Annotated in this window: 19 protein-coding genes; 11 read left to right on the top strand and 8 right to left on the bottom strand. The window is 68.2% G+C overall.

The features are described 5' to 3' along the window. Nucleotides 1-27: 27 nt before the first annotated feature. The 5 genes from fliS to ACO07H_RS19440 form a co-directional block, all read right to left on the bottom strand. The gene (fliS, locus tag ACO07H_RS19460; protein ID WP_422017182.1) at nucleotides 28-471 is read right to left on the bottom strand and encodes a flagellar export chaperone FliS; all 444 of its coding nucleotides are present in this window, start codon (nucleotides 469-471) and stop codon (nucleotides 28-30) included. 186 nt (nucleotides 472-657) lie between these two features. Beyond that, a complete protein-coding gene (gene fliD / locus ACO07H_RS19455) occupies nucleotides 658-2,097 on the bottom strand; it encodes a flagellar filament capping protein FliD (RefSeq protein WP_422017180.1) in 1,440 nt (479 codons plus the stop codon). Between the two features lie 83 nt (nucleotides 2,098-2,180). Continuing rightward, nucleotides 2,181-3,071: a flagellin gene (locus ACO07H_RS19450; RefSeq protein ID WP_422017178.1), complete on the bottom strand. Its 891-nt coding sequence runs from the start codon at nucleotides 3,069-3,071 to the stop codon at nucleotides 2,181-2,183. A 182-nt stretch (nucleotides 3,072-3,253) separates the two neighbouring features. After that, a complete protein-coding gene (locus ACO07H_RS19445) occupies nucleotides 3,254-4,123 on the bottom strand; it encodes a flagellin (protein WP_422017177.1) in 870 nt (289 codons plus the stop codon). A gap of 239 nt (nucleotides 4,124-4,362) precedes the next feature. After that, nucleotides 4,363-5,229, bottom strand: a complete 867-nt coding sequence (locus tag ACO07H_RS19440; RefSeq protein ID WP_422017175.1) for a flagellin — start codon at nucleotides 5,227-5,229, stop codon at nucleotides 4,363-4,365. 616 nt (nucleotides 5,230-5,845) lie between these two features. Here ACO07H_RS19440 and ACO07H_RS19435 point away from each other — a divergent pair. From ACO07H_RS19435 to flhC, 3 genes are all read left to right on the top strand, one after another. After that, nucleotides 5,846-6,307 carry a hypothetical protein gene (locus ACO07H_RS19435; protein ID WP_422017173.1) on the top strand — a complete coding sequence of 154 codons (462 nt, stop codon included), beginning with the start codon at nucleotides 5,846-5,848 and terminating at the stop codon, nucleotides 6,305-6,307. Nucleotides 6,308-6,534: 227 nt separating this feature from the next. Then, nucleotides 6,535-6,855, top strand: coding sequence for a flagellar transcriptional regulator FlhD (gene flhD / locus ACO07H_RS19430; RefSeq protein ID WP_422017171.1), 321 nt, complete (start codon nucleotides 6,535-6,537; stop codon nucleotides 6,853-6,855). A gap of 168 nt (nucleotides 6,856-7,023) precedes the next feature. Then, entirely contained in the window at nucleotides 7,024-7,560 is a 537-nt protein-coding gene (flhC, locus tag ACO07H_RS19425; RefSeq protein WP_422017169.1) for a flagellar transcriptional regulator FlhC, read from the top strand. 31 nt (nucleotides 7,561-7,591) lie between these two features. Here the strand turns inward: flhC and ACO07H_RS19420 are convergent, their stop codons facing one another. The 3 genes from ACO07H_RS19420 to ACO07H_RS19410 are packed head-to-tail and all read right to left on the bottom strand — an operon-like array spanning nucleotide 7,592 to nucleotide 10,484. Further along, the gene (locus tag ACO07H_RS19420; protein ID WP_422017167.1) at nucleotides 7,592-9,190 is read right to left on the bottom strand and encodes a UDP-N-acetylglucosamine-peptide N-acetylglucosaminyltransferase; all 1,599 of its coding nucleotides are present in this window, start codon (nucleotides 9,188-9,190) and stop codon (nucleotides 7,592-7,594) included. Then, a complete protein-coding gene (locus ACO07H_RS19415) occupies nucleotides 9,187-9,846 on the bottom strand; it encodes a methyltransferase domain-containing protein (RefSeq protein ID WP_422017165.1) in 660 nt (219 codons plus the stop codon). The genes ACO07H_RS19420 and ACO07H_RS19415 overlap by 4 nt, the downstream gene beginning before the upstream one ends. Next, nucleotides 9,843-10,484, bottom strand: coding sequence for a glycosyltransferase family 32 protein (locus ACO07H_RS19410; RefSeq protein WP_422017163.1), 642 nt, complete (start codon nucleotides 10,482-10,484; stop codon nucleotides 9,843-9,845). The genes ACO07H_RS19415 and ACO07H_RS19410 overlap by 4 nt, the downstream gene beginning before the upstream one ends. 130 nt (nucleotides 10,485-10,614) lie before the next feature. Between ACO07H_RS19410 and ACO07H_RS19405 the strand changes: the two genes are divergently transcribed. The 8 genes from ACO07H_RS19405 to flhA all read left to right on the top strand — a co-directional run bounded on the left by ACO07H_RS19405 (nucleotide 10,615) and on the right by flhA (nucleotide 19,124). Next, nucleotides 10,615-11,685, top strand: a complete 1,071-nt coding sequence (locus ACO07H_RS19405) for a glycosyltransferase family 2 protein (RefSeq protein WP_422017161.1) — start codon at nucleotides 10,615-10,617, stop codon at nucleotides 11,683-11,685. After that, on the top strand, nucleotides 11,682-12,434 hold the full coding sequence (locus ACO07H_RS19400; protein ID WP_422017159.1) for a class I SAM-dependent methyltransferase: 753 nt from the start codon (nucleotides 11,682-11,684) through the stop codon (nucleotides 12,432-12,434). Before ACO07H_RS19405 ends, ACO07H_RS19400 begins: the two co-directional genes overlap by 4 nt. A 91-nt stretch (nucleotides 12,435-12,525) precedes the next feature. Next, nucleotides 12,526-13,383 (top strand): flagellar motor stator protein MotA, encoded by an 858-nt coding sequence (motA, locus tag ACO07H_RS19395; protein WP_422017157.1) that lies wholly within the window; start codon nucleotides 12,526-12,528, stop codon nucleotides 13,381-13,383. Nucleotides 13,384-13,511: 128 nt separating this feature from the next. Continuing rightward, nucleotides 13,512-14,510, top strand: a complete 999-nt coding sequence (motB, locus tag ACO07H_RS19390; protein ID WP_422017155.1) for a flagellar motor protein MotB — start codon at nucleotides 13,512-13,514, stop codon at nucleotides 14,508-14,510. 43 nt (nucleotides 14,511-14,553) lie between these two features. Then, nucleotides 14,554-14,946 carry a chemotaxis response regulator CheY gene (cheY, locus tag ACO07H_RS19385; RefSeq protein WP_310331751.1) on the top strand — a complete coding sequence of 131 codons (393 nt, stop codon included), beginning with the start codon at nucleotides 14,554-14,556 and terminating at the stop codon, nucleotides 14,944-14,946. A 16-nt stretch (nucleotides 14,947-14,962) separates the two neighbouring features. Continuing rightward, the gene (locus ACO07H_RS19380) at nucleotides 14,963-15,598 is read left to right on the top strand and encodes a protein phosphatase CheZ (protein ID WP_422017152.1); all 636 of its coding nucleotides are present in this window, start codon (nucleotides 14,963-14,965) and stop codon (nucleotides 15,596-15,598) included. Nucleotides 15,599-15,760: 162 nt separating this feature from the next. Next, nucleotides 15,761-16,927: a flagellar biosynthesis protein FlhB gene (flhB, locus tag ACO07H_RS19375; protein WP_422017150.1), complete on the top strand. Its 1,167-nt coding sequence runs from the start codon at nucleotides 15,761-15,763 to the stop codon at nucleotides 16,925-16,927. Nucleotides 16,928-17,033: 106 nt separating this feature from the next. After that, nucleotides 17,034-19,124 carry a flagellar biosynthesis protein FlhA gene (gene flhA, locus ACO07H_RS19370; RefSeq protein WP_422017148.1) on the top strand — a complete coding sequence of 697 codons (2,091 nt, stop codon included), beginning with the start codon at nucleotides 17,034-17,036 and terminating at the stop codon, nucleotides 19,122-19,124. Nucleotides 19,125-19,129 lie beyond the last annotated feature (5 nt).

Genomic DNA, 19,129 nt, shown 5'->3' with positions numbered 1-19,129 from the left:
CGGAGATGAGGCTGTGGGCGGTGGATGTCAGGCGGCGCGGGCGGCGGGCGCGGCGTTCTGACCCAGGGCGGCAGGTGTCTGGCCGATGGCGGTCCAGGCCTCGCGCACCGGGGTCAGCAGGCGCTGGCACTCCTGGATGGCGGCCAGGTCGCTGTGCAGGTTGGCCTGCGTGAGGCGCATGCAGACGTAGCCGTAGAGCTCGCGCAGGTCGGTGGCGAGCTGGCCGGCCGACAGGTCCAGGCCGGCGCGCAGGCCCTCGTCCAGGATGCGCACCGCGCGGCTCAGCGAGCGGCCCTTGAGCTCGGTGTTGCCGGCCTGGATGGCGGCCACGGCCTGGTTCATGCCGTCGAAGGCGCCATCGAACAGCATGGCGACGAGGCGGTGCGGGCTCGCGGACTGCACGTCGGTCTCCAGGCCGACCTTGGCGTAGAGGGTGGCGCGCTGGCCGCGGGCTGCGAAAGGGGAGGACATGTTGCCGTACATGGGTGTCGGAGGTCGTCGTCGTGTTGACTGTTTTTCGGCCTTCCGTCGCGGGACTTGAGGCGCGAGAGCCCCGAACTTTGGTGAACTGTGACGCTTTATTTCCGGATCGAAAAGACAAAAGGCGACCCTGAGGTCGCCTTGCTGTCGTCGGCCCATGCCGCGGTCACGCCACGGTCATTTGTTGAACTGGGCGATCTGTTGCGTCATGTAGTTGGACAGGCTGTTGAGCTGGCTCATCTTGGTGTCCAGCGCCGAGTACTGTGCGCGCAGCCGCTTCTCGTTCGAGGCGGAGCGATCGGTGAGCTGGTCGACGCGCTTGCCGTTGCTGTCGATCTGTGCCTGGATGCCCTTCTGGCGGGTGGACACGCTGCCATCGACGCTGAGCGCCTGGTCGACCATGGCGCGCATGCGCGTGGCGAAGCCGCTGTTGCTGTCGTCGGTGCTGTCCACGCCCATGAAGAAGGACTTCAGGTCCGTCAGGTTGGTCAGCGCCTTGTCGAGCTTGGTGCCTGTGGTGGGCAGGTTGCCGTCCGACCCCGGCGCCAGGCCGATGTCGGACAGGCGGCTCAGGCTGCCGCCCAGCGACGTGACGCCGCCGGCAATGCCGCGCAGGCGGTTGTTCAGGCCGATGGCGGCCGAGTCGCCCTGCAGCGGCGCCGCCGTCTTGCTGGCGGAGTCGTACTTGGTCTGGGCGCGCAGCAGCTGGTTGACGGCGTTGTACGCGGTCGTGAAGTCGCTGACGGCCTTCTTGATCGCATCGGCGTCCTGGCTGATGCTGATCGTGACCGGCGGCGTGACCTTCAGCAGCAGGATGTTCAGGCCGTCGATGGCGGAGTTCAGCGAGTTCGACTCGGAGCTGATGTCCAGGCCGTTGAGCTTGGCGCGCGCGTTGACGGCGGGCAGCGTCTGCGACATCTGGCTGACGTTGTTGCTCGGGTCGTAGGCGAGCTGGGACAGGCCCGCGGCATCGCCGGCATTGCCGTCGCTGTCGTTCACGGTGACGCGGAAGGCGTTGCTTTCGCCGGTGTTGCGCGAGGTCAGCGTCAGGCGCGAGCCGCTGGCGTCGGTGACGATGGCGGCAGTGACGCCCGCGTTGGCGGCGTTGATCTGGTCACGGACCTGGCCGAGCTGGTCCTGGCCGGGACCGATGGTGATGGTCACCGGCGTCTTGCCGGCCTTGCTCGTGAAGGTGGAGCCGCCGTTGCCGTCCGAGCCCCAACTGCCCAGCTCGATGGTGAGCGTGCCCTGGCCGACGGTGGCCGTGCTGCTGGCGTAGTTGCCGGAAGCCAGGCTCTGCGCCTGGGCCAGCTTGGTGACCTCGAGGTTCACATTGCCGATGGCCGCGCCGCTGGATGCGGTGACGCTCACCGCGGTGCTGTCGCTGACGCTGGTCTTGGCGCCGGCCCAGGTGTCCGGGTTGGTCAGCTTGGACGACGCATCGCGTAGCGTGGACAGCGCGCTCTGGATCTGCCCATAGGTGGACAACTGGGTCTTCAGACCCGTCGTCTTGTTGTTGATGTCCGCAATGGGCTGCTGGTCGAGTGCCACCAGCTTGGTGATGATGGACTCGACGTCCAGCCCGCTTCCGAGACCGAGAGATGAGATGGTGGCCATGGCTCAGCAATGCAAAAAAGCCGATATGCAAGGGCGATATCGGCGAGGTCGGCCGGAACTTGAGGGCCCCGGAGCGATTTTTTTTAGCGTTGCAGCAGCGACAGCACCTGCTGGGGCAACTGGTTGGCCTGCGCCACCATCGCGTTGCCGGCCTGCTGCAGGATCTGCGCGCGGCTCAAGTTGGCGGTTTCCTGGGCAAAGTCGGCATCCATGATGCGGCTGCGGGCGGAGGTCTGGTTCTCGACCGCCACCTGCAGGTTGGAGATCACGGCGTCGAAGCGCGACTGGGTGGCGCCGAACGTGGCTCGGGTGTTGTTGACCTGGTCCAGTGCGCTGTCGATGTTGTCGATGACGGTGCCGAGGTCGGCGAAGCTGACGGTGCCGTCGATCAGCGCGGGAAAGGGTGGCGTGCCCGCACCCAGCAACTGCGACAGGGGGTTGGCCGTGGGGTCCTGCGCCGTCATGTCGATCGCCGCCACAGTGATGGAGTCGTTGACGGTGGTGTTGGCGCCGATCTGGAAGGTCTGACCCGTGCCAGCCGCCACGCCGGCCGTGTCGGCCAGGATGGACTTGCTGTTGAACGTGGTCGCGTTGACGATGCGCCAGATTTCCGAACCCAGTTGCTCGAACTCCTTGTTCAGCGAGTCCTTGTCGGAGCTGCTGTTCGTGGAGTTGCGGGCCTGGACGGTCAGCTCGCGCATGCGCTGCAGGTTGTCGCCGATCTTGCCGAGCGCGCCTTCTGCGGTCTGCGCCAGCGAAATGCCGTCGTTCGCGTTGCGGATCGCGACGTTCATGCCGCGGACCTGCGTGTTCATGCGCTCGGCGATGGCCAGGCCCGCCGCGTCGTCCTTGGCGGAATTCACCCGCAAGCCGGACGACAGGCGCTGCATCGACACCGCGAGCGAGCTCTGCGAGGCGTTCAGATTGCGCTGGGCGTTCAGCGAGTTGATGTTGGTGTTGATGGTTTGTGGCATCGCGCACTCCTGGAATCGGGCTACGAGATGGCGTCAATGCCAGACTCGATGGACCAGATTCTGAAAGTGCGTCGCTTTGCCAAAAGCCGGATGAGGGCCCTAAACCACGGCCATTAACGGCCACCCGGATCGCCTTGACCGGCCCCGCAAGGGGCGCGGCCGGCGCCGGGTCACCCCCTGGATCAGTTGCGCAGCAGCGCCAGCACCTGCTGCGGCAACTGGTTGGCCTGCGCCACCATCGTGTTGCCGGCCTGCTGCAGGATCTGCGCGCGGCTCAGGTTGGCGGTTTCCTGCGCGAAGTCGGCATCCATGATGCGGCTGCGCGAGGCGCTCTGGTTCTCGACCGCGACCTGCAGGTTGGAGATCACGGCATCGAAGCGGTTCTGCGAGGCGCCCAGCGTGGCGCGCTCGCCGTTGACCGTGTCCAGCGCGGTGTCGATGTTGGTGATGACGCTGTCGATGTCGGTGCCGGTCGCGGTGTTGTCGATGGTCGCGCGGCCTGCGCCGGTGTTGTCGGTGCCGGCCACCACCGTGATGCCGGCGTCGGTCGTCATGTCGGTGGTGACGATGTCGATGCGGTCATTGGCCGTCGTGTTCGCGCCGACCTGGAAGGTCTGAGTGCCGGCGGCGGACGTGGCCAGCACCGCCTTGCCGTTGAACGTGGTGCCGGCCAGCACGCGCTGGATTTCCTTGGCCAACTCGCCGAACTCCTTGTCCAGAGAATCGCGGTCGGCGCTCGTGTTGGTGGCGTTGCGGGCCTGCACGGCCAGTTCGCGCATGCGCTGCAACGAGTCGCCCACCTTGGACAGTGCGCCTTCCGCCGTCTGCGCCAGCGAGATGCCGTCATTGGCATTGCGGATGGCGACCTGCGAGCCGCGCACCTGGGCATTCATGCGCTCGGCGATGGCCAGGCCGGCGGCGTCGTCCTTGGCCGAGTTCACGCGCAGGCCCGAGGACAGGCGCTGCATGGACACCGCCAGCGAGGACTGCGACATGGCCGTGTTGCGCTGGGCGTTCAACGAGGCGATGTTGGTGTTGATGATTTGGGGCATGGTTCAATCCTTTCGTTGACGATGGCGTCGTGTTCCACGTAGTCCTCGAATGAATCGCGAACCCGTTGGAATGCTTATCGTCGGCACGATGGATTGACTTGAATCCTTTTTTGCGCACGGCTCCAAAAACGCCCCTCGCGGCGGCGAGGAGGCGTCAAGGGGCTTGTGCTGGAGGGGTGAGGTCAGCCGTCTTCTGAACGGACGGCGTGCTGCTCAGGGCCAGCGAGGCTGGCCCGGCTTCATCGAAGCAAGGACAGGACCTGCGACGGAATCTGGTTCGCCTGGGCGATCATCGCGTTGCCCGCCTGCTGGAGGATGTTGGCCCGGGACAGGTTGGCGGTTTCCTGCGCGAAGTCGGCGTCGGTGATGCGGCTTTTCGCGGCGCTCTGGTTCTCCACCGAGATCTGCAGGTTGGAGATGACCTGGTCCATGCGGTTCTGGGCGGCGCCCAGCGTGGCGCGTTGCGAGCTCACCGTGTTGATCGCCGAGTCGATGTTGTCGATGACGGTGTCGATGGCGCTGCCGGCGGCCGTGTTGTCGATCACGGCACGTCCGGCGCCGGTGTTGTCGGTGCCGGCCACGGCCGTGATGGTCGAATCGGTCGTCATGTCGGTCGTGACGACGTCGATGCGGTCATTGCTGGTCGTGTTCGCGCCGACCTGGAAGGTCTGCGTGCCCGCGGCGCTGGTGGCCAGGATGGCGCGGCCGTTGAAGGTCGTGCCGCCCAGCACGCGCTGGATTTCCTTGGAGAGTTCGCCGAATTCCTTGTCCAGCGAGTCCTTGTCGGCGCTGGTGTTGGTCGCGTTGCGCGACTGCACCGCCAGCTCACGCATGCGCTGCAGCGAGTCGTTCACCTTGGACAGCGCACCTTCCGCCGTCTGCGACAGCGAGATGCCGTCGTTGGCGTTGCGGATCGCGACCGTGGAGCCGCGCACCTGGGCGTTCAGGCGCTCCGAGATGGCCAGGCCGGCGGCGTCGTCTTTGGCGGAGTTGACACGCAGGCCTGACGACAGGCGTTGCAGCGACGTGGCGAGCGAAGACTGCGTCGCCGAGGTGTTGCGCTGCGCGTTGAGCGACAGCAGATTGGTATTGATGATCGAGGCCATGATGCGCTTCCTTTCAGCTTGAGATACCCGGCAAGGCGCCGGACGAAGACCCGAGTGCCCGGGTGCGGCACCCGTGCTCGCCGCTCGAACGCGCAATGACTGCGCGCCTTCGCGGCGACGCCCGACGCCAGTCAACCGTTGAAGCCCGTGTCGTCGCCGCAGCGACGCCACACCACCTCGGCCTTCTAGCCGGACCACGAACCTTTTCAGGTGCGTTGGAATGGCTATCGGACAGCGCAAGAAGATTCTTGAGCTGCTTTTGTCAAGGGTGTGATCTATTGAACAGAGCCGCCGCCAGGTCCTTGTTCGTCGGATCGGGTCACGCAGCCAGGAAACGCATCGCAAGGGGCTGGTGGCCTGTCCGCCGCAAGGCGGGGGCTCTGTCGGGCATGTGGCGGTCGAAAGGGGTCGGGGTCCTTCGGTGAAAGCTGAAATCTCAGGAAGCGAGACCGCCGGGGTGGCGGCAAGGTCTCCTGTTTGTTTTCGGCAGTCGCACGGCGGAGCAGGCGATGAGTAGAGGCTGCCGGACCGGCCTTTTCCGGCGATCTGCCCTCGCACGCCTTCCTACAGTTCGGCTCATCCCGGCCGATATTGCGCGCCGGACTGGAGCCCCGTGATGCGAGCCCTGTCCACGAACACCCCCACCAAGAAAGCCCACCGCCCCGTCGCGGTGCCGGCCAACGACCCCGCGATGCTGCTGGCCCGTGCCCGCAACGCCGCCTTCGCCGAAGCCTCCAAGGGCAACCTGGGCGGCGGCCTGGGGCTGCTGTACGACGCGCTGAAGGACGAGCCCATGAGCCACGACCTGCTGTCCGACATGGCGGCGCTGCTGCTGGCCGCCGGCAAGCTGGAGCATGCGGCCGGCTATGCGGAACGCGCGCTGCGCATCCAGAGCCTGCATGGCCCCAGCCTGTACACGCTGGCTTTCGCGCTGTCCGGCCAGGGCAACGTTGACCGCGCCATCGGCGTGCTGACCGAACTGCAGGGCGGCGCCGGCCGCGACAGCCTGCAGGCCGAGGCGCCCGAACTGGTGCCAGTGGCCATGATCGAGCTGGAGCGACTTCGCCGCGCCCGCTGACCCGAGCCGCTCTTTCTCGTCGCGGGGCCCCGCCAGCGCAAGCTGCCGGGGCCCCGGTGTTTCAGCGGCGCGCGAGCCCGACGCGCTTGTAGGAATTTGGATGACAAGGCCCGCGCCGAAACGCGACGCGGTGCACCGACAGCGCCTGATATCGAAGGAGTTGGGTGGTCAACACAATCCGTTTCACTGATCCCGAACACCACCCCACCTCTGAAACGGAAGCCGCCATGACCACCGATCAAATGCTCGCCGAGATCCGTGAAGCCAACCTGTCGTACCTGATGCTGGCCCAGAGCCTGATCCGCGCCGACCGCGAACAGGCGCTGTACCGCCTGGGCATCAGCGAGGACACCGCGACGCTCGTGGCCACGTTGAGCCCGGCGCAGATCATGAAGATCGCCTCCGGCAACACCTTGCTGTGTGCCTTCCGCATGAGCGATGACCTGGTGTGGGGCCTGCTGACCAACCACAGCAAGCCGGGCGCCAACGATGCGGTGTCCCGCCTGCACGCGTCGATTCTCATGGCCGGGCGGCACGAGCACGCCTAAGGACTGTTGACCCCCGGCCTGGCGAGTACGCCGAGCCACCCCCCGAGGGGGTGGGGATCGCTCAGGGGCTGACCCCTTCGCGACATCCCCGAACGCGGGCGGCTTGGGAGCGGCCCGGCGCTCGCCCGCAATACCGAACACCGAACCTACCGATTCCAGGAGTCCACCATGCGCGTCAAGAGCATCCTCACCGAAGCCAAGCAGATCGAACGGGCGGTCCAGCTCATCAACCTGGGTGCGCGGCTGCAGGTGCTGGAGTCGGAAACCGACATGTCCTACGAGCGCCTGCTGCGTCTTTATAAAGAGGTGTCCGGCAAGTCGCCGTCCAAGGGCCAGCTGCCGTTCTCGACCGACTGGTTCATGACCTGGCAGCCCAACATCCACGCCAGCCTGTTCCTGAACATCCACGAGTACCTGAACAAGGCCGCGGAGATGGACGAGATCGACACGGTCATCAAGGCCTACCAGCTCTACCAGGAGCAGACCACGGCCCAGGGCCTGGAAGCCATGCTGTCCGTCACCCGCGCCTGGCGCCTGGTGAAGTTCGTCGACAACGGCATGCTGACGCTGACCAAGTGCGCCAAGTGCAACGGCCAGTTCGTCACGCACCCGCACGAGATCGCCCGCCATTTCGTCTGTGGCCTGTGCAACCCGCCCGCACGCGCCGGCAAGGGCCGCGCCCAGGGTTCCATCCAGATGCATTGACCCGTCGGCCGACCTCGTCGTCGAAGAGCCGTCAGGCCGCCAGCGGCACCGGCGGCTGGCCGGCCAGCGCACGGTCCCACATGCGCTGGTACAGCGCTTCCAGCTCGCGGGCGAAGCGCGCCGTGTCGTAGAGCGCCGCGGGCCGCGCGGCGAGCGTGGCGCGCAGCGCCTGCCGTGCGGCCGCGTCTCGCCCCAGCGCGCAGATGCGCTCCACGTAGCCGGACACGTCGTGGGTGACGCAGTCTTCGAGCCCGGCGGCCGTCAGCAGGCTGGCGGCGACGCGGCCAGGGAAGCTGTCCGTGGTCATCGTCACGACCGGCACGCCGGCCGCGAGCGCGTCGCTGGTGGTCGTGTGGCCATTGCAGGGCCAGCTGTCCAGCGCCAGGTCGGCCGCGCCGATGCGGGCCAGGTGCTCGTCCATGCCCACGGGCGGCGCGAACACCAGCCGGTCGGCGGCGATGCCGGCCTGCAGCGCGGCCTGGCGCAAGCGCGCGTCCGCCTGCTCGCCGCCGCTGAGCTGCCAGAGCTGCGCGGCGGGCAGGCGGCGCAGCACGTCCATCCACGCGGCCCACAGGTCCGGCGTGATCTTGTAGACCGCGTTGGCGCCCAGCAGCACCAGCGCGTCCTCTGCCAGGCCCAGTTGCGCACGCGACGGTGGCGGGCCGGGCTGGCGCCGTCGGTCCTGCGGCTGGTAGCAGTGCGGCAGCTGCGCGATGCATTCGCTGTAGTCGGCCGCATCGGCCAGCGGCGTGACGACGGGGTCGCCGATGACGTAGTCGATGAAGCCCGCGCCGCTGGTGCCCGGGAAGCCCAGCCAGCTCACCTGCACCGGCGCGGGCCGCCAGGCGAGGGCGGCCATGCGGCTGCCGGCCGTGTGGCCCTTCAGGTCGACGAGGAGGTCCACGCCGTCGGCGCGGATGCGCTGCGCCGTGGCGGCCAGCGTCAGCGGGCCGACGTCGATCACCTGCTCGGCCGCGGCACGCACGCGCCGCGCCAGCACCGAGCCGTCGTCGAGGCCGTGCGAGTACAGACGGATCTCGAAGCGCTCGCGGTCGTGGCTTTCAAGCAGGTCCACCAGCAGCGCGGCGGTGGCATGGGCATGGAAATCGGCGGACAGGTAGCCCACGCGCAGCCGGGGCGGCGCTTGCGTCGCGTTCGGCAGGCGCTCTCGTGGCAGCGGTCGGCGCGGCGCCAGCGGCCGGATGCCGCGCGCCACGTGGCGGCTGGCGAGCGCAGCCGCCTTCAGCAACTCGGCCCGTGTGTGCGGCAGGCCCACCAGCGCGAACGGCATGCCGAATTCGTCGTCCGCCGTGTCGGGCTTGGCAGCCAGCGCGTGGCGCAGCGCGGCCAGGTCGGCGTCGAACTGCGACCAGTCCGCTGCCTTTTGCGTCGCGTGGATCAGGTAGCCCTGGGCCATGACGCTGGCCGGGTTCAGCAGCGCCGGTGTGCGAAACGCCTCGCAGGCCTGGCTGTCCAGGCCGAGTGCCTGCAGCGCGAAGCCGAGCTGCAGGTAGGTGTCGGTGTCGGTGGGCGCGAGCGCCAGCGCCTGCAGCAGCACGTCCACCGCCTCGGCCGCGCGGCCGGCGTGGCGCAGCGCCTCGGCCTGGCTGCGCAGCGCGGCGGGCGTCATTCGGCGATGGGCCGGGACGCCACGGCGAGCAGTGACATGCCGTTGAAGAAAAACATGCCGTCGACCTGCCAGGGCGTGTACTTGCGGATCACGTTGGACAGCGTGAACGGCGTGTACCAGCAGTTGTGGTCGGGGTGCACGACCTCGACGAAGGTCTGCGCGCCGCTGTTGTAGTCGAAGTGCCGGCGAAAGCACGAGTACGCGTCCGGCACGGTGATGAGGTATTGCGCCGCGCCCAGCGCATCGAGCTGCTTCAGGAACCCCTGCACGTCCGGCACGTGCTCCATGACCTCGGGCACCAGCACCACGTCGTAGTCGCCAGCCACGTCGGCCCAGTCGCTGAAGAGGCGGCCCTTCAGGTGCGGGCGCATCAGCTCGAAGGCCTCGCCGTGGATGTCGAAGCCGTCCAGCGTGCAGTGGGCGTCCAGCTGCAGGTGCAGCGAGCGCTTCAGGTCGGTGATGGGCCAGTCCACGCAGCCCACGTGCAGCACGCGCTTGCCGGCGCACAGCGCGACGAAGGCGTCCAGGCGCGGCACGCCGACGAAGTCTTCGCCGACCTTCACCTTCTGCACGAAGTACTTCTGGTGGGCGTATTCGAGCGGGGAGACGGGCAGGTCGTCCATGGTCTTGCGTTCGGTTGCCAATACGGCGCTCATGCCACTTTCCTCTTGTGCAGTTCGTCGTACTTGCCCAGCGTGCTGCCCCACTCCTGCGCGGCGAACACGGTGCCGCCGCCGGTGTACTCATGACCGGTGAAGTGGCGCGGGATGAAGAAGTGGCTGGGCCAGATCGTCAGCCCCGCGTAGCGCTGCATGCGCACCTGCTCGGTCAGGAACAGCGGGCCCACGCTCTGCCAGGCCATGCGGTCGACGACGGTGGGCTCCTTCTGCAGGTCCAGGATGATCTGGCCGAAGAAGGGGTTCTCGGGGATGGAGGCCACGTAGCCGGCCGCGATCAGCCCGGGGCGGATCAGCTCGTTCTCCCAGCTCGCGCAGGCCTCGCCCTCGAACAGCCAGGGCTCGAGCGGGCGCTTGCAGATGCTGTCGGCATCGACGACGAAGCCGCCCTCGTGGTACAGGATCTCCCAGCGCATCAGGTCGGCCACGCCGTTGAGTTCGCGGCCGGCCATGTCGCGCATGTGGCGCGCGTTGACCCAGCCGTAGTTCGCGAGGTCGTCATTGCCCCAGACGCGCAGGGTCCAGTCGGGGTTCAGTTCGCGCCAGGTGGCGATGCAGTTGTCGGGGCGCTTGGATTCGTCGCCGACCCAGATCACATGCAGGGTGCGGGGGATCATGCGGAGCCTCGCGGGCGGTGGACAGGCGGCCACTCTAGGCCGGCGAACGCGGTGGCAAAGGCCGGTGGAGCGGGGGAAATCCGGCCCTGAACTGCCGCGGCAGCCTCGCGCGCATGCACACAATGCGGCCATGACCTCTGCCGCCCCGCGCCGCCTGGCCCTTGTCGTGATCGCGCGCGACGAGGCGGGCCGCATCGCCCGCCTGCTGGACAGCGTGCGCCCGTGGGTGGACGACATGCTGGTGCTGGACACCGGCTCGCGCGACGCCACGCCACAGGTCGCCGCGGCGCACGGCGCGCGCGTGGCGCACTTCACCTGGTGCGACGACTTCGCCGCGGCGCGCAACCATGCGCTGCAGTTGGCCGGTGCCGACTGGCACCTGGTGCTGGACGCGGACGAATGGCTCATCGACGGCGGCGAGGCACTGCAGGCGCTGCGCCAGTCGGCGCCCGGATTCGTCGGCGTGCTGCAGCTGCGCGACCGCTTCGACCAGGCGCCGGGGCAGCAGGCCGAAGCCATCGCCTGGCTGAGCCGCGTGCTGCCCGGCCCGGTGCGCTACGCCGGCCGCGTGCACGAGCAGCCGCAGCACGGTCTGCCGGTGCGGCGGCTGCCACTGGTGGTGGGGCACGACGGCTACGTCGGCGAGCGGCTGGCGGACAAGCGCGGGCGCAACCGCCGGCTGCTGCAGCAGGCGCTGGCCGAGACGCCGCGCGGTGCGCCGCACGAGCCCTACCTCTGGTATCAGCTCGGCAAGGACTGCGCCGTCTACGACGAGCATGCCGCCGCCGAAGACGCCTTTGCGCGCGCCTGCGCGCTGCCGGCCGCGGCCGCGGCGCCCTGGTGGCTGGACCTGGTGTCGCGCCGCCTGTTCGCGCTGAAGTGCCTGGGCCGGCATGCCGACGCGGTGGACTTCGCGCAGACGCAGATGGCCGCCGGTGCGGAGTCGCCCGACTTCTTCTTCACGCTGGGCGACGTGCTGCTGGACCTGGCCGCCCGCCAGCCGGCGCAGGCGGGCGAACTGCTGCCGATGATCGAGGACGCCTGGCAGCGCTGCCTGGCGCTGGGCGAGCGGCCCGAGCAGGCCGGCGCCGTGGCCGGGCGCGGCAGCTTTCTTGCCGCACACAACCTGGCCGTCGTGCTGGAAGGCACCGACCGCGCGGCCGAGGCCGCGGCGTTGCGCGCGGCCTACCCGTGGCCGTGAAGCGCTTCGTCACGGCCTGGCCGTTGTCGGCGCTGCTGGTGTGGCTCGCGGCCTGGCTGGGTCACCTGGCGTTGCAAGGCTTCGGGCCCGACGTGGCGCTGGCCGGCGGCTTCGCGGTGGGCGTCGCGCTGGCCTTCTTTTATTCAGAGCGTTGGCGCCGGCTGATCGCTGCGCTGGGCTTCCCGGTGTCGGCGTTGATCCTCGGCTGGCGGCCCGAGGGGGGCAGCTGGGGCTGGCTGCTGGCGCTGGCGCTGCTGTGGTGGCTCTACCCGAAACGAAGCTGGAGCGACGCGCCCGTCTTTCCCACGCCCCGGGGTGCGCTGGTTCGCCTGCCGGGCCTGGCGCCGCTGCCGGCCGGTGCCCGCGTGCTGGACGCCGGCTGCGGTGCGGGCGACGGGCTGCGGGAGCTGCTGCGCGCCTATCCCGAGGCGCGCGTCGAAGGCGTGGAGTGGAGCCGGCCGCTGTCGCTGCTGGCCCGCTGGCGTGCACGCGGTGCCCAGGTCAGGCAGGGCGACCTCTGGGCCGACGACTGGGCGCCGTTCGCGCTGGTCTACGTGTTCCAGCGGCCCGAGTCCATGCCGCGCGTGTGGGCCAAGGCCTGCGCCGAGCTGACGCCCGGCGCGTGGCTGGTCAGCCTGGACTTCGCAGTGCCCGGCGCGGCGGCGGTGGCGAGCTGGCAACTGGACAACGGCCAGTTCGTGTGGCTTTACCGCCCCGGGCGGACTGTGATGTCAAAGCCGCCCAATTGAAGCGTTCCGGCCCGGGCCTGCACGGCATACTTTGCTAAAGCCCCCCCGGCACCGGGCCGATATGGCCTGAACACCCCCAACTCCACAGCGCATGTTTGTCATCATCGGCTGGGTCGTCTCCATGGCCTGCATCTTCGGCGTGTTCATCGCGCACGGCGGGAACATCAGCGTCATCCTGCACGCGCTGCCGTGGGAAATGATCACCATCTTCGGTGCCGCCATCGGCGCCTTCCTGGCCAACAACCAGATGAAGGTCGTCAAGGCCACGGCCGCCGGCCTGGGGCTGTGCTTCAAGGGCAGCAAGTACAGCAAGGCCCGCTACATGGAGCTGCTGGCGCTGATGTACGACATCCTGCAGAAGGCGCGCAAGGAAGGCCTGATGTCCATCGAAAAGGACGTCGAGGACCCGCACAGCTCGCCGCTGTTCCAGAAGTACCCGGTGGTGGGCAACGACCACCACGTCACCGAATTCATCACCGACTACCTGCGCATGATGGTGTCGGGCAACCTGAACGCGCACGAGATCGAGTCGCTGATGGACAGCGAGATCGAGACCCACCACCAGGAAGAGCATGCCGCCGTCGCCGCACTGCAGCGCCTGGCGGGCGGCCTGCCGGCCTTCGGCATCGTGGCCGCCGTGCTGGGCGTGGTGAACACCATGGGCTCGGTCGGCCAGCCGCCGGCGGTGCTGGGCGGCATGATCGGCTCCGCGCTGGTCGGTACCTTCCTGGGCATCCTGCTGGCCTACGGCTTCGCCGAGCCGCTGGCGGGCCTGCTGGAGCAGAAGGTCGAGGACGGCGGCAAGGAATTCCAGTGCATCAAGACCACGCTGCTGGCCTCGATGCAGGGCTATGCCCCGCAGGTCGCCATCGAGTTCGGCCGCAAGGTGCTGTTCTCGGGTGACCGCCCCAGCTTCACGGAGCTGGAAGGCCACGTCAAGAAGAAATGACTCGCTTCGCCTTGACCAGCCAGCCGGCTCGGCCGGCAGCGCCCTTCGCGCGTCCGCCGACGAACTGGCTTTGCCAGGCGACCCGCGCGCCCTGTAAGGGCGCCGCAGGCGCTTCGAGGGTGGGCTGAATGGCCGGCGACGCAAAAAAGCTCCAGCCCATCATCATCAAGAAGGTGAAGAAGGGCGGTCACGCGGCGCATGGCGGTGCGTGGAAGATTGCCTACGCCGACTTCGTGACGGCCATGATGGCCTTCTTCCTGCTGATGTGGCTGCTGGGCTCCACGACCGAGGGCGACAAGAAGGGCATTGCCGACTTCTTCCAGTCGCCCCTGAAGGTGTCCATGCTCGGGGGCTCCGGTTCGGGGGACTCGTCCAGCGTCGTGCGTGGTGGCGGCAAGGACCTCACGCGCGAGACCGGCCAGGTCAAGGAAGGCGAAAGCACCGCCAAGAAGGCCAGCTACACGCTGCGCGCGCTGAAGGAAGAGCAGCGCAAGGCCGAGCGCTCGCGGCTGGAGCAGCTCAAGGCCAAGGTCGAGCAGGTGCTGGCCGAGAACCCCAAGCTGGCGGCCCTGGGCGGGCAGATCCGCCTGGACATGACCAAGGAAGGCCTGCGCATCCAGATCGTGGATGAAGGCAACCGGCCGATGTTCGACAGCGGCAGCGCCATCGTGAAGCCGTACATGCGCGAACTGCTGCGTGAGCTGGGCAGCGTGCTGACCGAGGTGCCCAACCGGCTGACGGTGGAGGGCCACACCGATGCCCAGCCGTTCTCGGCCGGCGACAAGGGCTACAGCAACTGGGAGCTGTCGGCCGACCGCGCGAACGCGTCGCGCCGCGAACTGGTGGCCGGCGGGCTGTCCGAGGCCCGCATGCTGCGCGTGCAGGGCCTGGCCGCCAGCAAGCTGCTGGACGCCAAGGACCCCAATGGCGCGCTGAACCGGCGCATCAGCATCATCGTCATGAACCGCGATGCCGAGGATGCGGTTCTGAAGAACGTGCAGGACGACGACGCCGACGCGCAGCCACCCGCCGAGGGCGCGAGCACGCAGGCGCCGCAGAGTGGCGTCACGCAAGTGCCGCAGAGCGGCAAAATGCCGCAAACTCAATCGTCGCCGGCTTCCCGCTAGAAACTAGACTGACGGCTTACCGCCTGCTGCAGAGAGGATCGCCATGAGCGCTGACATGAAATTCCTGGTCGTTGACGACTTCTCCACCATGCGCCGCATCGTGCGCGGCCTGCTCAAGGAGATCGGCTACAACAACTGCGAAGAGGCCGAAGACGGCGTCGAAGCGTTGAACATGCTCAAGGGAGCCAAGTTCGACTTCGTCGTCAGCGACATCAACATGCCCAACATGACGGGCTTCGAGCTGCTCAAGGCCATCAAGGAAGACCCGACGCTCAAGCATCTGCCGGTGCTGATGGTCACCGCCGAGGCACGCAAGGAAGACATCGTGCTGGCGGCCCAGTCGGGTGCCGCGGGCTACATCGTCAAGCCGTTCACGAAGGCCACGCTGGAAGAAAAAGTCCAGAAGATCATGCAGAAGCTGGCCGCTGCGGCCTGATCGGAAAGGTCCCGCCATGTCGATGGAACAGTTGGACCAACTGGCGAAGGCTCAAGAGCCGCTGCTGGTCTCCCCCGAGGTCTTCCAGCAGCTCGGCACGATCACCCGCACGCTGCACGACACCATGCAGCGCCTGGGCGTGATGCCCAAGCTGCAGGTGGCGACCGACGGCCTGCCCGATGCGCGCAGCCGCCTGAACTACATCGCCACCAAGACGGCCGCCGCGGCCGAGAAGGTGCTGAACTCGGTCGACCAGGCCAAGGCCGAGCATGCCGGCATCAGCCAGGCCGCCAACGACATGGCCGCGGCCATCGTCGCGGACCCGGTGCGCGCCGTGGCCAGCGGGGCCGTGATGAATTTCGTCAAGGACGTCGAAGGCCGCACCGCGCGCATCGACAACCACCTGACCGACATCATGCTGGCGCAGGACTTCCATGACCTGACCGGCCAGGTGGTCGCCAAGGTCGTCACGCTGGCCAACGACCTGGAAGACAGCCTCGTGAAGCTGCTCGTGCAGGTGGTGCCGCCGGACCAGCGCGAGAAGGTGGATCCCAGCATCCTGCAAGGCCCCGTCGTGACGACCGAAGGCCGCACGGACGTGGTCACCAACCAGGGCGAGGTCGACGACCTGCTCGCCAGCCTGGGCTTCTGACCCGGCCACGCGCCGCCTGTGCAAAGCCGGCCTGAAGGGCCGGCTTTTTCGTTGGTGCAGCGCAGCGGGCAGGGCGCGGATAAGCCGTCCATCCACCCCGCTTTTCTCGCTCAAGTTTGAGGACGCGCCTCGAACAATCCGGTCCATCGCTGTAGAACCGCCATGGCCGACCAAGACGCACAAGACCGCAACCTGCCCGCATCGGCCAAGAAGATCGAGAGATCCCGGGCCGAGGGCCAGGTGCCGCGTTCGCGCGACCTGCCGCACTTCGCGATGATGGTCGCCGGCGGCGCCGTGCTGAGCGTCGGCGGGCCGCAGATCGTCGAGAAGCTGCGCCAGACGCTGATCACCGGCCTGCACTTCGATGCCAGCCAGCTCGCGCGCAAGGATTTCATGGGCGAGCGCCTGGTCGACATGACGCTGGCCTTCGCCGCCGTCATGGGGCCGATCATGGCCGTGCTGATCGTCGCGGGCGTCGCCAGCAACCTCGCCAGCGGCGGCTGGAACTGGACGATGAAGCCGCTGGCGCCCAAGTTCACGCACCTGAACCCGCTGTCCGGCCTGAAGCGGCTGTTCTCGGGCCAGGGCTTCGGCACGGCGCTCAAGGCCGTGCTGCTGGCGCTGGTGCTGGGCATCGTCGGCGCGATGGTGCTGAAGGACCGCCTGGCGGCCTACGTGGGCATCATGACCGTGCCGCTGCCCGCGGCCCTGGCCTACGCGGGCCAGCAGCTGATGGGCGGCCTCGCGCTGCTGGCCGTGGCGCTGGCGTTGTTCGCCGCCATCGACGTGCCGCTGCAGCGCCAGCTCTGGCTGCGCCGCATGCGCATGAGCCGCGAAGAGGCCAAACAGGAAATCAAGGAGGTCGAAGGCAACCTCGAGATCAAGGCCAAGATGCGCGCCAAGATGCGCGAGATGGCCAAGCGCCGCATGCTGGCCGCCGTGCCGCAGGCCGACCTGGTGGTCATGAACCCCACCCACTATGCCGTCGCGCTGAAGTACGAGGAAGGCAAGATGGCCGCGCCCAAGGTCATCGCCAAGGGTGCCGACCTGCTGGCCCTGAAGATCCGCGACCTCGCCAAGGAAAGCAGGGTGCCGGTGCTGCAGCAGCCCGTGCTCGCCCGCGCGCTGTACGCGCACGCCAAGGTCGACCACGAGATTCCCGCTGCGCTGTTCGGGGCCGTGGCCCAGGTGCTGGCCTACGTCTACCAGCTGCGCGCCGCCATGGCCTCGCGCAACGCCGCCAAGCCGGACATGCCCAGGCCGCATGTGCCGCCCGAGCTCGACCCGCACAACAAACCCGGATGGGCGCCCGAGCCCGACGAGGAATGAATGAACCCACCCCCTACCGGCTTCGCCGGCCCCCTCAAGGGGGCGCCGCCAGTGGCCCGGCAAAGCCGGTTCCACGGCAGCCGCTCGGTCGCCCGGAGCAACTGACATGACACCGCTGATTCAGAAACTGCAGGGCCTGCTCGGCCCGCGCTCCGGCGTCATCGCCGCCCTGGGTGCGCCCATCGCGGTGCTGCTGGTGCTGTCGATGATGGTGCTGCCGCTGCCGCCGTTCGCGCTGGACCTGCTGTTCACCTTCAACATCGCGATGGCCGTGATGGTGATGATGGTGGCGGCGCACATGGTCAGGCCGCTGGACTTCGCGGCCTTCCCGACCGTGCTGCTGCTGACGACGCTGATGCGCCTGTCGCTGAACGTCGCGTCCACCCGCGTGGTGCTGCTGGAAGGCCACACCGGCGCCGGCGCCGCAGGCAAGGTCATCGAGGCGTTCGGTCACTTCCTGATCGGCGGCAACTTCGCGGTCGGCCTGATCGTGTTCGCCATCCTGGTGGTCATCAACTTCATCGTCGTCACCAAGGGCGCGGAGCGCATCGCCGAGGTCGGCGCGCGCTTCACGCTGGATGCGATGCCCGGCAAGCAGATGGCCGTGGACGCGGACCTGAACGCCGGCCTCATCAACGAGACCGAGGCCAAGCGCCGCCGTGTGGAGCTGGGCGACGAGGCCGACTTCTTCGGCTCCATGGACGGTGCCAGCAAGTTCGTGCGCGGCGATGCGGTCGCCGGCATGCTGATCCTGGCGATCAACATCGTCGGCGGCTTCATCATCGGCGTGGCGCAGCACGGCCTGTCGGCCGGCCAGGCAGCGGACAGCTACATCCTGCTGGCGGTGGGCGACGCGCTGGTCGCGCAGATCCCGGCGCTGCTGATCTCGGTCGCCGCGGCCATGGTGGTGTCGCGCGTGGGCACGGACAAGGACATCGGCAGCCAGATCGGCCGCCAGGTGTTCAGCTCGGCCAAGAGCATGGCGATCACGGCCGGCGTCATCGGCGCGCTGGGCCTGATCCCGGGCATGCCGCACCTGGTGTTCCTGCTGATCGCCGCGGGCATGGGCTACCTGGCCTACTGGCTGCGCGCCAAGGAGCAGGCGATGGAAGCGGCCGCGGCCGTCAAACCCATCATGCCGCCCAGCGAAGGCTCGGGCGAGGCGAGCTGGGAAGACCTGGTGCCCGTGGACACGCTGGGCCTGGAGGTCGGCTACCGCCTCATCACGCTGGTGGACAAGAGCAAGGAAGGCGACCTGCTGTCGCGCATCAAGGGCGTGCGCCGCAAGTTCGCGCAGGAGGTGGGCTTCCTGCCGCCGCCGGTGCACATCCGCGACAACCTGGAGCTGCGCCCCAGCCAGTACCGCATCTCGCTGCGTGGTGCCGTCGTCGGCGAGGCCGAGGCCTTCCCCGGCATGTGGCTGGCCATCAACCCGGGCCAAGCGACGCAGAAGCTCATCGGCACCGTGACGACCGACCCCGCCTTCGGCCTGCCGGCCGTGTGGATCGAAGAGCGGCAAAAGGAGATGGCCCAAATGAGCGGGTTTACGGTGGTTGATTGCTCGACCGTCGTGGCCACCCACCTTTCACACTTGATGCAAGTCCACGCGGCCAAGCTCCTGGGTCGCGTGGAGACGCAATCGCTGGTGGAACACCTCACCAAGCAGGCGCCGCAACTCATCGAGGACGTGATCCCCAAAATGGTCAGCATCGCCACCCTGCAACGTGTGCTCCAGCTCCTGCTGGAGGAGGGCGTGCACGTGCGTGACATGCGCTCCATCGTCGAATGCCTGGCCGAGAACGCCGCCGTGGTCACCGACCCGGCCGAGCTGGCCCGCCGCATCCGCACCCACATCGCCCCGGCCATCGTGCAGCAGATCTACGGCTCCACCAAGGAGCTGGACGTCATCGCGCTGGAGCCGGAGCTGGAGCGGCTGGTCACGCAGGCCCTCAATTCGCCGCATGGCGCCGCGCTGGACCCGGGCGTGGCCGACACGCTGGCCCGCAGCGCCGCCGAGAACGCCCAGAAGCAGGAAGACCGTGGCGTGCCTGCGGCGCTGCTCGTGCCCGACATGATCCGCGCCCCCATGGCGCGCCTGCTCAAGCGCGCCGCGCCGCGCCTGAAGGTGCTCGGCCACAGCGAGATTCCTGAGACCCACACCATCCGCATCGGCTCCATCATCGGAGGGACGGCTTGATGTAC

The sequence above is a fragment of the Roseateles sp. genome (assembly GCF_965229315.1).
GTDB lineage: Bacteria > Pseudomonadota > Gammaproteobacteria > Burkholderiales > Burkholderiaceae_C > Pelomonas.
The sequence above is the reverse complement of the archived record's forward strand: the minus strand, read 5'-3'. Positions and strand labels throughout refer to the sequence as shown.

What these genes read in the sequence shown, in the direction of transcription:
- fliD (WP_422017180.1), bottom strand. Translation starts at nt 2,097, where the DNA reads ATGGCCACCATCTCATCTCTCGGTCTCGGAAGCGGGCTGGACGTCGAG.
- motB (WP_422017155.1), top strand. Translation starts at nt 13,512, where the DNA reads ATGGCCGGCGACGCAAAAAAGCTCCAGCCCATCATCATCAAGAAGGTG.
- ACO07H_RS19435 (WP_422017173.1), top strand. Translation starts at nt 5,846, where the DNA reads ATGCGAGCCCTGTCCACGAACACCCCCACCAAGAAAGCCCACCGCCCC.
- flhD (WP_422017171.1), top strand. Translation starts at nt 6,535, where the DNA reads ATGACCACCGATCAAATGCTCGCCGAGATCCGTGAAGCCAACCTGTCG.
- ACO07H_RS19445 (WP_422017177.1), bottom strand. Translation starts at nt 4,123, where the DNA reads ATGCCCCAAATCATCAACACCAACATCGCCTCGTTGAACGCCCAGCGC.
- ACO07H_RS19415 (WP_422017165.1), bottom strand. Translation starts at nt 9,846, where the DNA reads ATGAGCGCCGTATTGGCAACCGAACGCAAGACCATGGACGACCTGCCC.
- ACO07H_RS19405 (WP_422017161.1), top strand. Translation starts at nt 10,615, where the DNA reads ATGACCTCTGCCGCCCCGCGCCGCCTGGCCCTTGTCGTGATCGCGCGC.
- ACO07H_RS19450 (WP_422017178.1), bottom strand. Translation starts at nt 3,071, where the DNA reads ATGCCACAAACCATCAACACCAACATCAACTCGCTGAACGCCCAGCGC.
- fliS (WP_422017182.1), bottom strand. Translation starts at nt 471, where the DNA reads ATGTCCTCCCCTTTCGCAGCCCGCGGCCAGCGCGCCACCCTCTACGCC.
- flhC (WP_422017169.1), top strand. Translation starts at nt 7,024, where the DNA reads ATGCGCGTCAAGAGCATCCTCACCGAAGCCAAGCAGATCGAACGGGCG.
- flhB (WP_422017150.1), top strand. Translation starts at nt 15,761, where the DNA reads ATGGCCGACCAAGACGCACAAGACCGCAACCTGCCCGCATCGGCCAAG.
- ACO07H_RS19380 (WP_422017152.1), top strand. Translation starts at nt 14,963, where the DNA reads ATGTCGATGGAACAGTTGGACCAACTGGCGAAGGCTCAAGAGCCGCTG.
- flhA (WP_422017148.1), top strand. Translation starts at nt 17,034, where the DNA reads ATGACACCGCTGATTCAGAAACTGCAGGGCCTGCTCGGCCCGCGCTCC.
- ACO07H_RS19420 (WP_422017167.1), bottom strand. Translation starts at nt 9,190, where the DNA reads ATGACGCCCGCCGCGCTGCGCAGCCAGGCCGAGGCGCTGCGCCACGCC.
- motA (WP_422017157.1), top strand. Translation starts at nt 12,526, where the DNA reads ATGTTTGTCATCATCGGCTGGGTCGTCTCCATGGCCTGCATCTTCGGC.
- cheY (WP_310331751.1), top strand. Translation starts at nt 14,554, where the DNA reads ATGAGCGCTGACATGAAATTCCTGGTCGTTGACGACTTCTCCACCATG.
- ACO07H_RS19410 (WP_422017163.1), bottom strand. Translation starts at nt 10,484, where the DNA reads ATGATCCCCCGCACCCTGCATGTGATCTGGGTCGGCGACGAATCCAAG.
- ACO07H_RS19440 (WP_422017175.1), bottom strand. Translation starts at nt 5,229, where the DNA reads ATGGCCTCGATCATCAATACCAATCTGCTGTCGCTCAACGCGCAGCGC.